The following is a 14,166-nucleotide window of genomic DNA, read 5'->3' as shown; positions in this document are numbered from 1 at the left end:
TCTTTTAAAGTGATATTGGGGAAATGTTGAAAACAAGTGACAACTATTTCGTCATAATCTAGGCTGTCGTTTCTTGTTGATTGGCTTGTATCTGTTCCATGTAAGCCATGATTTTTTTGATTGCTTCTAGTGCTTTTTTCGTCCGAAGAGCCGTTAGCGGTGCTTGCTCCAAGAAAGAGATAAAATTTTCAAACAACGTTAAAGCCTCATCTGACGTTTCTAAGTAGTCGTCAATTTCTTTCGTTGTTAAGTCATCATAAGTAATTAACGCTGCATGCATTAATTTTTGAAAGGCAAAAGCGTCGCCATCTTGTAATCCGCCAACCAATTGAACGAAGCCTTCCACTTCTTCAACGTCAGGTTTTAATGCGTTAATTTCATTTAAAAATTTAAAACCGAAAACCAAAGGATATTTTTTTCCGTTAATTGTTGCGACAGGTTTTACGTTTGTTGACATGTAAAATTCCTCCTAAAAAAGCGACAATGCCTTCACATTGCCGCCTACTTCCTAATTTTTAATTATGGTACTAATGCTAATAAATCTGTTTTCGTTGTTTTTCCTGTAAAATCAATACTGTGAGCAGTTAACCATTCTTTGATTTCAGGAATAGTATTTGCTTCTGTTGGTTTATTTTCCAAAGAGCGCCCCGCCAATACGGTAAAAGCTGGAATAGCTACTTTTTCAGATTCTTTTTCATCTTGCACACGTACAATATGGTACGTTCCTGCTGCTACTTTTGCTCCTGCATCAAGTCCTGTAATAGTTAATGGACTTGCTCCTTCAACTACTTTTTCACTACCTTTGTAAATACGATAAGTAATTGCCATGATTATTCTTCCTCCTTCACTTTTACAACGGCGCCATCTGATGTCGGCGTTATACTTTCAACTTTAGGTACTTCAATTGTTTTTGGTGTGTATTTTTCTACAGGCTCCTCTGGTTCCGCACCAGCTACAGTGTCGTAGAAGAAAGCACGCGCAAGTTCTTCGTTTTCAGTGTCAACTGTTGCCCATCCTTCCACTAAATCACCATTTAAAACTAGAGTTGGCTTAATGCTTGAATTAGAATCAGATTCAGCAGAATCTCCGAATGAATCCAATAAACCTGTGCCAAATTCCGCTTCGTATTTCCCTGTTTTTGGGTCTTTTTTATCAAAATTAATGCGCCATACATCAATTTCTAGCCCGTTACGGTACGCATATTTCAACATGTTGTAAGTTTCTGTGCCTGTCCGTAAAAATTCCATTTCGATGGAAGCTGACGGCATTCCTGATGTAGGAACATTCCCATCTTTTGTTGATTGCGTATCTGTTTTTGTTTCTGACTTATATTCGTGTGAAATTTCTAAAGCTAATAACTTCGCTGCTGTTGTCGCACGTTCACGTGTTAGTCGAAACATTAACTTAATTTTTTTACCTTGAATTGCTTTTTCCATTTCGAGTTTCCTTCTTTCTTATTCAAATTCTAACGTGATGTCAAGTACACCGTGTGCAAGGCTCGTACCAAAATTGGTTGTATTTTCATAAATTACTTCTGTGCTACTTTCTGTCACTAACCAATTAAAGTTCTTAGTCTGATGCAATTCATGAACGATTTTTCGCACATCGGCTAATACTTGATTTAATTCTCGACGTTTGTCGTCATGATCATAAACATGAATCATAATATTTGTTGAACCTAACGTTCTTGTTTTTGTTTGTCTATCCTTAGACCATTGTTCGCCTAAGAAAACAAACGGGTAAGAAGCGTCGTCATCTGGCAAATGCCCATAGGTTTCATAGCCTGTTTGCTCCAAAGTGACAAATAACGCTTCGTAAAGTTCTGAATACGGGTCTTTAAAGGTCATTTTACTAACGCCTCCATATTATCAAGAAATCTTTTAGCTGCTGCTGTATGCCCTTTTTTCATATAGAAACGTCCGTACATATAACGCGTTCCATATTCTACATATGCTGAATAGTCAGCCATCGCTTCAACTTCGCCAGTCATTCCGTCATCTTTAATAGAAGGTGTCTCACTTCGTTTTAAGTATCCACTTCTGACTGGTGTTTCTTCTGCAATTTGATTTGCCATATAAGCAGTATCATTTTTGACGACCTCTTTTACATCGTCTAGCTTTTTCGCTTCTTCAATCGCTTCGATTAAATCATCCAATCCTGAAATATCTACTCGGTAAGTCATCGATATTCGCTTCCATAAACCGAAGTTCCTTTGCTAACACGCAAATTTTTAACAACGGTAAATTTTCGATTTTTTTGTTCTTCTTCGTCGTAGTATTCAAGAAATCCTGAACGAATAGCTAGGCGGTCTCTAAAACGAAAAATGACCATCTGCTCCTTTATGTTAGGGAAAATGGTCATTTGTTTTTCCGTTCCGACTTCGGTTACATTACCTATCAGTTTTTCCGAAATTAGCACGTGTTTTTTGTTGTAGTAATCAATACATGTTCTCATAAAAAGGACACCTTCCTTTTACGAATCAAGCCTTGTTCTTCAAGATAATCGTTAATCTCATCTTGAAATTCCCCGAAGTCATCCAAATTATAAGAGATTGTTTCTTCTGATTGAGAGTGTTGTTCCATGCCTTCAAAACCTAAACGGTTATATCGTTTCACTACAATTGACGGAACAATATAGTCCAATTTTTCTGGTATTTTATCAGCTTTCAATTTTACTCGCAGCTGTTTTTCAGTAATGTCCCAGATTTTGATAATTTTTGCCTTATCTTTTTCGTAGGTATCCTCTGAAATATCCAGTAGTACGCGATAATCTGAAAGAGTCATTTTTTCACCTACTCTGCTTCAACAACTGCCCCATCTGCCGTTGGTGTTACCTTTTTAACGGTCGGGGCGCTTACTTTGAATCGTAAGAAACGTAAATGGCAGGACGAGCTTTTTCAGTTACGATAGCATCATAATAGTTTAATCCTTTGATGGTATCTCTGTAGCCGTCACGATCTTGTGAAGCTGGAATTAGATCAATAGAGTTGTATTTTTCAACTGGCGAACAAACCATCAAAGGCACAAGAATATAATTAATTTTCTTCGTAGAATCTACCTGTAAACGAGATTTTGCAACTTTTTGAATAATAGTATCGGAACCGTCTAACTGCGCAACTTTACGGTTAATACCTGAAATTTGTTGCTCGTTCGTAGTAAATGTTTTTGAAACACCTTTTGCATTTTTTAATGCTGAATAGTAGTCAGTGGATGCAAACATAATAAACGGACCGACAATTTCTGCATCTGTCATATACGCTTCTGCTGCGTCATAAGAAGCTAAAGAGTTTTCTGTAGTAATGGTTTCTTTTACCGTTTTTCCAACGTATTTTCCTTCGCTATCATCATCCGCAGCCTCAGCAAATGCCGCTTCTAATAAGCGTTGTACAGCAGTTCGATCTTTTTCAGGAATCGCAATTAAACGAGTATGCTCTTCCACAAGCGCTTGAACTTCGTAGGAAGCATTTTCTGATTGATCTAATGTGTCTAAGTCATAACCAAACCAACGCTCTTTCTCTAGTTTAAACGTTTCTTTTGCCACATCAATTTTAGAACGTTTATTGTCTTCGTTACGTTTATAATCACTAGCAGTAAAACCTTTCATTTTGTTGATGCGGACTTCTTTTGCGCCTACAAAATCCGCTTCAGTTACTGCAGCAGCTCCACCTTTCAATAAATCCCAAACCTGAGAGCCTGCGGCAAATTCTTTGTCAATTGCTTTTAAATCTTTGCTATCTAAAATAACTGGCATAATTTTCATCTCCTATTTCTTTTCTAAATTTTTAGTCAAATTGCTGCGCCAATCGGTCTCTTTTGTTGCTGTAGCAACGTTTACAGTTTGACCTTTCAGCAATTCTTTTTGGATACCATCTCTAGCTTTTGAAATAATTTGTTTTAATTCATCTACAGCTTTCTTTGTATCCTCGTCCGTATCTTTCACAAGCAATAAATCGGCTTGTGCAGCACTTACGTAGTCGGAAAGACCATTCTCGGATAAATCATTACGAACAGATTCGGCACGCGTTAAACGGTCGAGTCGGGCTTGGGCTTCCATTTCTCGTTTTTCCGCTAGTGCTTCTTTGTCAGCGGCTTCTTGTTCTTTCGCCTTAACACGTTCTTCCGCAGTCATTTGCTCGTAAGATTTTTGCTTTTCCCAATCAGATTTTGCTTGCTCCACTGCTTTCTTAGTTTCTGCTGCAATCATTTTTGATACATCTTCACGGGTAAAAGTCTTTCCAGTTTCTTTTCCGTCTGGATTTTCATTTTTGGGATTTTGAGAATTCTTTGTCGATGAATTCCCAGATTCGTTTGAATTGTCAGAGTTTGGCTCATCAGAATTTGGCTCATCTGCAAAAAATTGTAAATCCATCGGTAATAATAAGTGTTTTTCTTCGTTCATGTTAAAACCTCCAACCATTACGTGGCTAATCGAAATTAATAGGTTACGCCTATCAATCGAAACAGCTTTCTCTTTAACGCCTGTAAGCAGTAAGAAGGCAAATAAAAAAAGCCTAACTTTCGCTAGAACTTTTTGTCTTTATAAGCAGGTGCAGTACTACACCGACACCAGTTGTGAATGGGACTTGCGTTGATTCCTGGACTCATTTCAGAAACCTTATGTGGATTTGCACTTGCTATTCCTACACAAATAGGACAAGCGCTTGGTTCTACAATTAGGTTGTATTCTTCATACCCATATTTTTCGTAGCTTTGCTTTTGTACTTCACTTTGTATTCTTGCGGATTCACTAATCATTAGTCGACGTGCGACATAATCAGCCGTTTCCTTTCCTCGCAAGCTGTCAATCACAACTAATTTGCGTAATTCCCTAGCTAGAATATCTGGATGCTTGCCTGCTACTAACCCAACTGTTAATAAGCGATCGATACTCGCTTTCAAAACATCTTGGTTTGCCCACAAACGTTGAGAAAATGTCGTGTTATGAAACGACCCCTCAATAATCGCTTTAGCAAACAATCGATAAGTTTCTTCGGAAAGAACAGACTCGCCTAATATCCCCGCTTGTCGTACAAACTCCGCTACAGATTCCTCTGTTAACATTGCTGTAAAATAGGTCTGTAGCTGATTAGTGTTGTCTGTTAAATACAAACCTATTTTCGATTTTAAAAGCTCTAAACGATTAACCTTCATCGTTAAATTGTATAACCTTAATTGCTCGTTAGCTTCTTTTGAAAAATCTCTTGTTTGTACATAACGTTTCGCTTTTTCCGCGAAAATTTGTACGTCATGTTTACTTGCACGTCGTTTCGCTTCATCAATGCTAATCTTCTCTTTCCCTGCATAAGCGACGTAAAACTGTTGAATTTCTGCTTCTATCGTTTTCCATAACTGTAAATACCGTCTATGAATTTCTTGTTCGTAATTCACATGTCGTTTCAGCATTTCTTCGATATGTTTTGCTTCTCGTTCCGCCCAATAATTACTCATGTTCTTCGGTCACTTCTTCCGTATTTCGAGTAAATTTACCGAAATCAACTTGTGGATTTAAACGTTCTTCCGTTTCTTCGTCCTTTATACGTTCCATTTCTTGAGTTACGTCAGGAACAATCGATAATACGCCTAATTGCGTTTCTCTTGAAACAATCCCTTCAAGTTTTTGTGCAGTTTCCGCTTCGTCTTTAATATTGCGCGGAATATTAAAGTCAAAAGTGTATTCTAAATTAAACCATTCCTTAGCTTTATTAGCAGGTACATTCGTAGGCAATGAAAAAATCATTTTGTACATTTGCGCATATGCTTTTTTAAACTTCCTAGCTTTCGCTTGTGCTAAATTCCTAGGATTTTGCATTTTAAATTCTAGCGAAATCCCAGAAGCGTTATTGCTAAAACTTTCATCGTTTGCATTATAAGTCATAGACATTTGATAAATTAACCGCTCTAATCGGTCTAATAGATTTTCTTGTGTTGTATCTGAACTAGGTTTATCTAAAAAATTAATATCTACCGATTCGCCTTCATTTAAAGGCTCGGCGCTGTTAATCACTCGGTTATCACGTAAATAGGAAGCGACGTTTTCGTCAGCTAAATCTACCCCTATCATTTTTAAGTAGGCATCCGCAAAATAACTCACGTCGTTCGCTTTTTCTGATAGAGCTTCATTGTAATTATTAATCAGCGACCACACAGACTCAATGCGTCCTTGTCGTTCGTCATTTTCCATAAACTCAATCATAGGCACTTCACCGTACGGATTAGCGATTGCCTCTTTTCCACCTAATAAATAAGACAAGGCTTTCTGAAAAACGGTTGGTCCTCTCTTAGTTTCCAATCGTTTAGAAGTCTTGTCTTGTGTAAAAATAAACGTTTCTGTGCTATTTTGTGGATAAACAGTTGCTGTTAGCTCGTCCTTTGTCATTTTGTTGTAAAGAACCGCAAACATAGGCGCTTTTAATAAGTCATCTGCGTAAACAATGAATCCTTGCGTAGGTTTTAAATAAGTCACGCACGTTTCTGCTTCTTCGTTTTGATATAAAAGCTTATAAGCATGCCCATAAATAGCAGTTAGCTTAGAAAGCTCTGCATCGTTGTCTTCTTCCTCATTTCGTTTACGGAAATTTTGAACAAATTCTTTTACCTCACCATCTGGATGAGTAATCTTTGTTGGTTTACCGTTAAAGAAAGCTGCAGAACTATCTACAACATAACGGGCAAAGTTGACTGCAATTCGATGGTCAGGTTTTCCAATTCCTTTATTTTTTTGATAATAAATATCATGTTGACCGTTGTAGAGCTTTTCTAATTCTTCGTAAAACCCAATTAATTTCCGATGCTTATTGATGTATTTATCCACCAAGCGTTCGTCAATCTTTGCGTTTTTATCACAATAAAAGACACGATTTCCTAAAAGGTCAACGAATTCACGTATTTTACTTTCAGTATTTGGTCTACTTACTTTTTCTATCATTAAATAACCCCCTTCACGCTCTGTAGCTTAATTCCTCGTGATTTATTTAAAATGGTGTAAACAAAGTATCTTAGCGCATCACACGCGTGATCGTGTTGTTTTATAGGCTTGTCTTCGCCTCTATCTGCCGCTTTTTCATCCCAAATATATGATGCAAATTCTGCAAATAAATTTTTACAGTTACTAGAAAAATAAATCTTTCCTTCATTCATTGCTGTTTGAGTTGCACGAATGCCGTCAATAACATTATTTTTGGCTTTTATAACTTTGTATCCATTCTCTCTAAGTAATGCAATAAACGAAGCTGCTGACGGATCCACAATAATTTTAACTTTTTTTCCTTCTACAAAATAATTCAGGTCTTTCAAATATTTATCATCACTTTTTTGTTTTGATTCATCACGACCAGAGTAATAATACTCATCAATGCAATACCAATTTTCTTCGTATTTAGCCCATAACAAAAAGACTGTAGCATTTTGAGTTCCATAGTCTATAGATACGTAATATTGACTAGCTATAGCGTTTTTGGGAGGTTCTTTTACCATCGTTTCCGCATCAAAGTTGTCAAAAATAATTCCTTCAGATAATACCCATAATCCACGAATATACCTGTCATAAAAAACTCCTGAATACATTCGTTTGTAACGATTAATTACTCTTTCACTAAGCGAAGGATTATCTTCCATAGTAAAGTGAATGCGAATAGCATGCTTTTCTGTTAGTTTGTCTAACCATTCAAGTTTGAACCAATGATGAGGTCCAGCAGGATTACAGTTAAACCATGATTTAGCACCATCTACAGATAAACGTGCTGTTGCTTGGTTTACAAATGATTGTGGCATAAGCGCCACTTCATCAAAGAAAAATCCAGCTGCAGTTAGACCTTGCACCAAATCTTGCGAAGCTTCATCTTTACCACCAAATAAAAAGAAATAATTTGTTTTATTATTTTTAGTTATTTCAAGGATATTATCTGTTCGATTGTCTTTAACAGCATAGCCACGACCCCTAAGCATCTTTTTTAATGGCCGTATAACGTTACGCCTTAATGAACCAATTGTTTTACCAGCCATTCCGAATTGCTCTTCATCATAGCTTTCCATTGCCCAAAAGATGTAAGATAGCGACATAATAACTGTTTTACCAGCACGAACAGACCCATCACAAATAATAGCTTCTTTATCTTTATACTTGGGATGTTTCCACCAAGATAAAACTTGCTTCTGCTTTTTAGAAAACGATGTGAATTTGAAAACAACAGATGTTTTACGTTTCGATATTGTCATCATTCCACACCTCATTATCATTAACTATATTATTGATAGCTGCAATAAACCCATCATCTTCAACTTCTGGAATATCGTCACCATTCTGAATTTTGAGTCGCCGAATTTCAGCAGCAAGTTTTTCGTTTTGACGATTAAGCATGACTTTCTTGTCTTGACTCAATGATAATTCGTTCAGTTGCTTAATTGACTTAGTTAATTGATTACTAACACGAGTCAACGAATCTTCAATAGCTAAGATGTCATCTAACTTTCTAAATGTTTTACGAGTTACTTGAACGTCTTGCATAACTTCACGTTTTATTTCTAGCTTTCTACCGTCTTTTTCAACTGGTGTTTTAATTTTCCTTAGCTGTTGTAACCGTTCAACTTCTTCATCATTTAGTCCTTTTTCAGCTTCTTTGATACGTTTCATCATTCTAAACTGCCGTACCTTTAATAAGCGAATCTCATCATTCAAAATAAAAAAAGGATCATCATTCAGATTAGAATAGATGTCCTTTTCTTCATCAGATAACATATCGGCAAATATTGTTTCGTATTCGCCTGTTTTAATAGCGTTCTTATTACCAAGTGGTGGCGAGGCTCGGCTATTACCTTTGTTGCCTACTGCGTTCTGATTACCAAAAGGAGCGCCTCCCCGATTAGTAACGTTACCTTTTGCATTGGTAACATTACCTTTCAATTCAGCACTCCATTTATCAATCGATTTCCATTTTCTAATTTGAGAATCTGAAACATTTAACTCAGAAGCAATTTCCTTTAATTGCTTCTCTCCGTTGGATTCTAGCCAAATCTTTTTAGCTTTGTCACGTCTTGGATCACGTTTCCTTGCCATTCAATACACACCACCTCGCATTCTTTTTAAGTTAAGTTTTGTTTTCGATATTTACAATCATAATTCTTTTAACTGACTTTCAATTTCAATTAAGTCTTTTAGGTCCTTAACTGTATTCAATTTGATCTGACCCGCTTTAAAGTTGCTTATCCATTGAGCCTTTGCAGCCCTGATAATCTTGTTGTTTTCTTCTGCAACCTTTTGCTTTTCTAAAGCTTGTTGAACTTCATAATCAAATGTTTCCATTGTAGAATACCTCGCACTATTATATAATGCTAAAAGACACAGAACTTCCTTTTGAGCATGCATGCCAGCTTCTGTGTCTTCGGGGTATTCGTATCTCGTTGAAGTAGTCGAGTGTTAGCGCACTCGGCTTCTTTTTTTATCGTAAAAAGGAAACGAAAGAGATTGTTTTCGGTTTCTGGTTAAACTTCTTAGCAATCTCAATTGATTTTTTGTTGTACGCTTCAATAAATGGTTCGATACGTTCTTTTGCTTCTTCTCTAGTAATTAGATTACTTCTATATAGGCTTCTAGCGTTTTCCGCTATGCTTTTTAATTCTTTATTTGTCATTACCCTTCACCTCATGCAGAGCATAAACGATTGCTTTTTATTCGTCCAGTCCATTTACGAGATTTTCTAGTTCATCATCTAATGTTTCTAAAACTTCGAAATGTTGATTAATGTTTTTCGGATTTCCTTTATAAAAGACTAATACATTTTGATGCATTCTAGTTACTTTTCTATTGTTCATCAAACGTCTAGCTCTTAGTGAACCCGAGCCAACTGCGTTTAACAAAATCATGTCATTATAGAAATATAAACCTTCCTTGCTAAATGCTCTCTTAGTCAAACCTGTTAAATCTTGATAAAAGCCTTTTTTATCTCTGACATCAGAAATGGTGACTACTGCGAAGCGATTATCTTTTAGCTTTCTAGCAGAACGTTTTAATATTTCACTATATACTTCTGCAAATTCTTCATAGGACATATTACTAATGTCTCGTTCATCGTCTGAATAAACTTCAAGGTCTGCATACGGCGGACATGTAAATAACAAATCTTGACTTTCATCTTCAATATGATGGTCTATATTCAAGCTATCATCACAAATCCAATTAATATCACTCAAACCAATTTCTCGAGCATTAGCATAGTTTGCACTTACTTGTTCTGCTCTCAAATCAATACCTGTGTAATTATGGCCAAGAACTTTTGCTACTATTCCACGCACAGAACCACCAGCGAATGGATCAAAAATATTGCTTTCTGTTTTAGGTGTAAACCAACGATACCCTAATTCGCATAGAACAGGGTCAAAAATAGATGTTCCTTCTAGTCCTGGCGCTTGCATGCTAGGATTGAATACCAAATTATTTTCACGGCCAAGCTCACTCTTAATACCTAGCTCTTTCCATTGGCGTTTACGATCTAACCAACGCTTAGTTTTTGTATCAAGATAAGAAAATGGCGGAAACAAGAAAGAATCAAATAAACTGGTATTTGTTGGATTTGCCTTTACCCTATCGGCTGTAGTTTCAAATTTGTTCATATCAGCTAACAGCTCATCTAATTCTTCTTGATTGAAGCCTGTTAGAGGTAATTCATCTGTGTTAAGCTCTTCCAATAACTCAACTAATTTATCTTCATCCCACTGGCCAGAAATCTTATTTAAAGCTATATTTAAAGCTTTTTCTTTTTCGATAGGTAAATCTACAATGGATACTTCAATTTCGCCAATTCCTAAATCTTTTGCTACCGATACACGCTGATGGCCACCAACTAAATTTCCTGTTCTTTTATTAAAAATTGGTGGATCAACAAAGCCAAATTCCAAAATGGATTGTTTAAGCTTCTCATATTCTTCCATGCCCGACTTTAATTCAACCCTTGGATTGTAGTCAGCAGGACGTAGTTCTGATAACTTCATCTTTTCAATATTCATATCTAATCCCTCATGTTTCGCTTAATGTTGTCTTGAATGTTCTTTTCATCAAAATAGCCATGCCCACAATAAACTAGCTTGCACGCATCAATTTCCTTTGGTGTAGCTTCTCTCGTCATTTCAACAATTGAAGCATTCTTTTTTATCTGCACAGACATTACAACACGCATCGAAATAGTTGAGCGGTTCGACTGTGGATATTTATGTGTTAGCGATACATACCAATAGCTTTTCATATTTTTCTCTCCTAGTTGTTTTATGTACTTGATTCAATAAATCACTTCTTGCTATACTATTTATGGGTAGCAACTCCTTTTTGTAAATAGCAATCAACAAAAATTGTGCACGAATGCTACCTAGCCACTAGATCCCATAGTCTAGTGGCTTTTTTATGTACACAAAAAAGACCACTCATTTTTATTGAGTAGTCTAAAGATTTATATTAGACTGCCTAGCCAATCTAACACTTATTTAACAATACTAGGTTGCTAGCCACTTTATCCTGTTTCCGCAGGCTGGCTAATTCTGAAAGGAGGTGAACCGATCGTTAAAGTAAGAAACATTTATTGACGATTCTTTTATTTAAGTAGCTATGCTACCTACTGGAACAATAGGACTCGAACCTATACCGACGGTTTTGGAGACCGCTGCTCTACCAGTTAAGCTATATCCCATTAACACTCACAAACCTGTAGAAAAAAGAGAGAGGAATTACACCCCATTTCTTTTAGTTTGAGAACATCTGATTTGTGAGTGATCATTGCAAACTACATAGCGCTATCTTGACAAGTGCTTTCGGCGTACGTCTACGTGTAAGCTTCATGCCAAGTTTATTGCAATATTTGCTACCTATGACTAAACGAGACAGAAAGAACTGGACTTTCCACATCCTTATTCTTTATTTTTCATAAGTAGCTATAAAAGATAAGGGAAACGGAGCTAAGATAGGTAATGCATGCCTTACCTCGTCTCCTTATCTTTCGACACTACTATAATACAATATTGCTCGACCATTTTGCGTCGGAAAAAGTCAGAAAAAGACCAAAAATTTTATTTTTCAGAATCAAGAGTTTTCTTCTCATCAATAAGAGGCTTTGTTTCATCGTTATAAATTAATAATTCTGTTTCTTTGCAAAATTGAATCAATGCTAAACGGCTCTCTTCAACAACTGTTGTTTTACTAAGATACTTGCTTTCCGCTATATCTTGTACAGCTATACCATGAACATAGCGAAGCATAAAAATTTGCCTTCTTCGATTAGTACCACCATTTTTTAAAGGATTACAAATTGCTAAATAACCTAATGAAAATAGTTCCTCTAATTCTTTATATTCATCCATATATTCTTCTCGTTCTATCATAAAGCGTTCAGCATCACTTGAATACTCTTTATTTGTTGTGGAAGGAATCAAACTAAATGATTGAGTGATTTTTGGTAATCTATTTTTTCCAACTTTTTCTCGAACAGAACCATAGGCTGTCATAAAGGTTTCAAAATTCTTTCTTGTCGCTTTCATATCGATTTCTTCTGGATTAGGAATTTGATATTTTTTTACATCAAAAAGTACCATGTTATGATTCCTCCGTTTGCGATTTGTGGTATAATAACTATGTCGAAAACATTACTCACAGTCGGAGCAATCCGGCTTTTTTTATTTACTCTTATTGAATTTCCTTATTTCATCATGATATAATATAAACAACTCAATTCATCTTGAGTGATGTCATCTGGAAAACTCGACTAGAAAAAACTAGTTGAGTTTTTCTATTTATGATAAAATATTTTTATTGTGACCAATGTTTGGGGTAAAGTAACCTCACATATCACAAGCTACCACTTTTCTGGTAAAATATTCTTCTTAGTCAACCAGTGGTCGGTTGGCTTTTTTATACTTGATTTTTTATAATGGGTTTGGTATAAAAATACTATAAAAAATAAACTTAATATTATTTCTTACAGAACTACCTAGCGGAAACTAGGTAGTTTTTTATACTATCGATTGTAAAAACTAAAATACATTGGTTTCAAAACTATTTAAACCCACTTATTAAACGACTAAACCAGTGTCCAATTAGTTCTGGATGTGAAATAAAATATCCGATTCCCACAATTGAGACAACCCAGCATATGCCTATAATCACACAAATAATTGTTAGAGGTGAAAATTTCTTATCTTTCATCTATTCTTACTCCACCTTCACAGCAAACGGCCAATAGCGCTCATCAATTGCTTTGATTTGATTTTCTGTTAACGTATCCACCTTTTCCTTACATATCGTAAAATCAATTGTTCCCGCTAAATTTAAAAAAGTATATCCTATGTTGGTCGCCCCTTTGTCTGGTAATAAAACATGATATAATGGTTCCTTCTCGACTTCGTAACCGTTAGCTAATGCATTAACAAATAAATCTCTGTTCGACTTAAACCACAAAGAAAATTCATCATCGGGCATTGCTCTTAAGAAAGAATCTGCGGAACTGATAATATCAACTTTATCAGAACCCATTCCTAAACTTTCTTCAATAAAATCATCAGCAGTTTTAGGTAATATAACTTTTTTCGGTTCGTCTAGTTGTTTTGCTAAGCTAATTGCTCTTTCGTTGGCATAGTCAGCACCTTTCAAATAATCAAGGCTGTTTGTAGGAACTTCTAAACATTCTAACTCTTCAATCAATTCTTGTTTATTCATCGCTGATCCTCCTACAACAAACCGCTATCAATCAGCAATACTTCGCCATTTGTTTCAAGATTTTCTAACTGATTTAAAGCTTCTTCTGCACCCAATTCTCCACCATCTTCAATACGACTTTTAGCAAGCATTTTGAACGCTTCGTATTTATCAATTGTTTTCATATCATCCAAAAACTCTTTTTCGTCCTCTACATCGCAAAAAATATCCTTGTAAAGTTTTAAACATTGTTTTTCATCCTCAGCAACGATTAATGCAAAATAAGGTTCTTTAATTTCGTAAAATTTCATGTGTTTTTCCTCCTCAGTTTTTACTCTAAATAAACGACCTTTACCAGAAAACTCATGCGGATTTCCAAATTCATCTACTATATCAAACGTATTATCAAGATAATCAATTGAATCTATTTCAAACCATCTAGGATAACCAACAGAATTATCGTGCAACCATACTTCTATTTTGGGAATCATTTTTCTT

20 protein-coding genes and 1 tRNA gene are annotated in these 14,166 nt (G+C 35.8%); all 21 read right to left on the bottom strand.

Annotated elements, in window-relative coordinates; all coding sequences use genetic code 11:
• Positions 1-58: 58 nt before the first annotated feature.
• Complete coding sequence (locus IGL07_RS04030) at positions 59-457, bottom strand: tail assembly chaperone (RefSeq protein WP_002363376.1); 399 nt, start codon at positions 455-457, stop codon at positions 59-61.
• A 62-nt stretch (positions 458-519) separates the two neighbouring features.
• Positions 520-828, bottom strand: a complete 309-nt coding sequence (locus IGL07_RS04025; protein WP_002381737.1) for a hypothetical protein — start codon at positions 826-828, stop codon at positions 520-522.
• 2 nt (positions 829-830) lie between these two features.
• A complete protein-coding gene (locus tag IGL07_RS04020) occupies positions 831-1,436 on the bottom strand; it encodes a phage major tail protein, TP901-1 family (protein WP_002363374.1) in 606 nt (201 codons plus the stop codon).
• A gap of 18 nt (positions 1,437-1,454) precedes the next feature.
• Positions 1,455-1,847 (bottom strand): tail completion protein gp17, encoded by a 393-nt coding sequence (gene gp17, locus IGL07_RS04015; protein WP_002363373.1) that lies wholly within the window; start codon positions 1,845-1,847, stop codon positions 1,455-1,457.
• Positions 1,844-2,182 (bottom strand): HK97-gp10 family putative phage morphogenesis protein, encoded by a 339-nt coding sequence (locus IGL07_RS04010; protein ID WP_002363372.1) that lies wholly within the window; start codon positions 2,180-2,182, stop codon positions 1,844-1,846. Before IGL07_RS04010 ends, gp17 begins: the two co-directional genes overlap by 4 nt.
• Positions 2,179-2,454 carry a hypothetical protein gene (locus IGL07_RS04005; RefSeq protein ID WP_002363371.1) on the bottom strand — a complete coding sequence of 92 codons (276 nt, stop codon included), beginning with the start codon at positions 2,452-2,454 and terminating at the stop codon, positions 2,179-2,181. Before IGL07_RS04005 ends, IGL07_RS04010 begins: the two co-directional genes overlap by 4 nt.
• Positions 2,451-2,783: a phage head-tail connector protein gene (locus IGL07_RS04000; RefSeq protein WP_002363369.1), complete on the bottom strand. Its 333-nt coding sequence runs from the start codon at positions 2,781-2,783 to the stop codon at positions 2,451-2,453. Before IGL07_RS04000 ends, IGL07_RS04005 begins: the two co-directional genes overlap by 4 nt.
• A gap of 70 nt (positions 2,784-2,853) precedes the next feature.
• Positions 2,854-3,750: a hypothetical protein gene (locus IGL07_RS03995; protein ID WP_002363368.1), complete on the bottom strand. Its 897-nt coding sequence runs from the start codon at positions 3,748-3,750 to the stop codon at positions 2,854-2,856.
• A 12-nt stretch (positions 3,751-3,762) separates the two neighbouring features.
• The gene (locus IGL07_RS03990) at positions 3,763-4,398 is read right to left on the bottom strand and encodes a DUF4355 domain-containing protein (protein ID WP_010784606.1); all 636 of its coding nucleotides are present in this window, start codon (positions 4,396-4,398) and stop codon (positions 3,763-3,765) included.
• A gap of 122 nt (positions 4,399-4,520) precedes the next feature.
• Positions 4,521-5,447, bottom strand: a complete 927-nt coding sequence (locus IGL07_RS03985) for a minor capsid protein (RefSeq protein ID WP_002363365.1) — start codon at positions 5,445-5,447, stop codon at positions 4,521-4,523.
• Positions 5,440-6,924: a phage portal protein gene (locus IGL07_RS03980; RefSeq protein ID WP_002363364.1), complete on the bottom strand. Its 1,485-nt coding sequence runs from the start codon at positions 6,922-6,924 to the stop codon at positions 5,440-5,442. The genes IGL07_RS03985 and IGL07_RS03980 overlap by 8 nt, the downstream gene beginning before the upstream one ends.
• On the bottom strand, positions 6,924-8,216 hold the full coding sequence (locus IGL07_RS03975; protein ID WP_101710969.1) for a PBSX family phage terminase large subunit: 1,293 nt from the start codon (positions 8,214-8,216) through the stop codon (positions 6,924-6,926). The genes IGL07_RS03980 and IGL07_RS03975 overlap by 1 nt, the downstream gene beginning before the upstream one ends.
• On the bottom strand, positions 8,194-9,051 hold the full coding sequence (gene terS, locus IGL07_RS03970) for a phage terminase small subunit (RefSeq protein WP_002363362.1): 858 nt from the start codon (positions 9,049-9,051) through the stop codon (positions 8,194-8,196). The genes IGL07_RS03975 and terS overlap by 23 nt, the downstream gene beginning before the upstream one ends.
• A gap of 57 nt (positions 9,052-9,108) precedes the next feature.
• A complete protein-coding gene (locus IGL07_RS03965; protein ID WP_010784730.1) occupies positions 9,109-9,297 on the bottom strand; it encodes a hypothetical protein in 189 nt (62 codons plus the stop codon).
• Between the two features lie 136 nt (positions 9,298-9,433).
• Positions 9,434-9,625 carry a hypothetical protein gene (locus tag IGL07_RS03960; RefSeq protein ID WP_002363360.1) on the bottom strand — a complete coding sequence of 64 codons (192 nt, stop codon included), beginning with the start codon at positions 9,623-9,625 and terminating at the stop codon, positions 9,434-9,436.
• A gap of 37 nt (positions 9,626-9,662) precedes the next feature.
• Positions 9,663-10,997: a DNA methyltransferase gene (locus tag IGL07_RS03955; RefSeq protein ID WP_002363359.1), complete on the bottom strand. Its 1,335-nt coding sequence runs from the start codon at positions 10,995-10,997 to the stop codon at positions 9,663-9,665.
• 2 nt (positions 10,998-10,999) lie between these two features.
• Complete coding sequence (locus IGL07_RS03950) at positions 11,000-11,233, bottom strand: hypothetical protein (protein WP_002363358.1); 234 nt, start codon at positions 11,231-11,233, stop codon at positions 11,000-11,002.
• Between the two features lie 366 nt (positions 11,234-11,599).
• Positions 11,600-11,671 (bottom strand) — tRNA-Trp (locus tag IGL07_RS03945).
• 376 nt (positions 11,672-12,047) lie between these two features.
• A complete protein-coding gene (locus tag IGL07_RS03940; RefSeq protein WP_002410117.1) occupies positions 12,048-12,569 on the bottom strand; it encodes an ArpU family phage packaging/lysis transcriptional regulator in 522 nt (173 codons plus the stop codon).
• Between the two features lie 616 nt (positions 12,570-13,185).
• Positions 13,186-13,689 carry a DUF1642 domain-containing protein gene (locus IGL07_RS03935; RefSeq protein WP_016617451.1) on the bottom strand — a complete coding sequence of 168 codons (504 nt, stop codon included), beginning with the start codon at positions 13,687-13,689 and terminating at the stop codon, positions 13,186-13,188.
• Positions 13,690-13,700: 11 nt separating this feature from the next.
• Positions 13,701-14,159 (bottom strand): hypothetical protein, encoded by a 459-nt coding sequence (locus tag IGL07_RS03930; protein WP_002366348.1) that lies wholly within the window; start codon positions 14,157-14,159, stop codon positions 13,701-13,703.
• Between the last annotated feature and the right edge of the window lie 7 nt (positions 14,160-14,166).

The organism is Enterococcus sp. DIV1368f (assembly GCF_051712245.1).
GTDB classification, from domain to species: Bacteria; Bacillota; Bacilli; order Lactobacillales; family Enterococcaceae; genus Enterococcus; species Enterococcus faecalis.
The sequence above is the reverse complement of the archived record's forward strand: the minus strand, read 5'-3'. Positions and strand labels throughout refer to the sequence as shown.

Bases quoted from the DNA above. Each gene is read 5' to 3' on its own strand.
- IGL07_RS04030 (WP_002363376.1), bottom strand. From the start codon at position 457: ATGTCAACAAACGTAAAACCTGTCGCAACAATTAACGGAAAAAAATAT.
- IGL07_RS04025 (WP_002381737.1), bottom strand. From the start codon at position 828: ATGGCAATTACTTATCGTATTTACAAAGGTAGTGAAAAAGTAGTTGAA.
- IGL07_RS04020 (WP_002363374.1), bottom strand. From the start codon at position 1,436: ATGGAAAAAGCAATTCAAGGTAAAAAAATTAAGTTAATGTTTCGACTA.
- gp17 (WP_002363373.1), bottom strand. From the start codon at position 1,847: ATGACCTTTAAAGACCCGTATTCAGAACTTTACGAAGCGTTATTTGTC.
- IGL07_RS04010 (WP_002363372.1), bottom strand. From the start codon at position 2,182: ATGACTTACCGAGTAGATATTTCAGGATTGGATGATTTAATCGAAGCG.
- IGL07_RS04005 (WP_002363371.1), bottom strand. From the start codon at position 2,454: ATGAGAACATGTATTGATTACTACAACAAAAAACACGTGCTAATTTCG.
- IGL07_RS04000 (WP_002363369.1), bottom strand. From the start codon at position 2,783: ATGACTCTTTCAGATTATCGCGTACTACTGGATATTTCAGAGGATACC.
- IGL07_RS03995 (WP_002363368.1), bottom strand. From the start codon at position 3,750: ATGCCAGTTATTTTAGATAGCAAAGATTTAAAAGCAATTGACAAAGAA.
- IGL07_RS03990 (WP_010784606.1), bottom strand. From the start codon at position 4,398: ATGAACGAAGAAAAACACTTATTATTACCGATGGATTTACAATTTTTT.
- IGL07_RS03985 (WP_002363365.1), bottom strand. From the start codon at position 5,447: ATGAGTAATTATTGGGCGGAACGAGAAGCAAAACATATCGAAGAAATG.
- IGL07_RS03980 (WP_002363364.1), bottom strand. From the start codon at position 6,924: ATGATAGAAAAAGTAAGTAGACCAAATACTGAAAGTAAAATACGTGAA.
- IGL07_RS03975 (WP_101710969.1), bottom strand. From the start codon at position 8,216: ATGATGACAATATCGAAACGTAAAACATCTGTTGTTTTCAAATTCACA.
- terS (WP_002363362.1), bottom strand. From the start codon at position 9,051: ATGGCAAGGAAACGTGATCCAAGACGTGACAAAGCTAAAAAGATTTGG.
- IGL07_RS03965 (WP_010784730.1), bottom strand. From the start codon at position 9,297: ATGGAAACATTTGATTATGAAGTTCAACAAGCTTTAGAAAAGCAAAAG.
- IGL07_RS03960 (WP_002363360.1), bottom strand. From the start codon at position 9,625: ATGACAAATAAAGAATTAAAAAGCATAGCGGAAAACGCTAGAAGCCTA.
- IGL07_RS03955 (WP_002363359.1), bottom strand. From the start codon at position 10,997: ATGAATATTGAAAAGATGAAGTTATCAGAACTACGTCCTGCTGACTAC.
- IGL07_RS03950 (WP_002363358.1), bottom strand. From the start codon at position 11,233: ATGAAAAGCTATTGGTATGTATCGCTAACACATAAATATCCACAGTCG.
- IGL07_RS03940 (WP_002410117.1), bottom strand. From the start codon at position 12,569: ATGGTACTTTTTGATGTAAAAAAATATCAAATTCCTAATCCAGAAGAA.
- IGL07_RS03935 (WP_016617451.1), bottom strand. From the start codon at position 13,689: ATGAATAAACAAGAATTGATTGAAGAGTTAGAATGTTTAGAAGTTCCT.
- IGL07_RS03930 (WP_002366348.1), bottom strand. From the start codon at position 14,159: ATGATTCCCAAAATAGAAGTATGGTTGCACGATAATTCTGTTGGTTAT.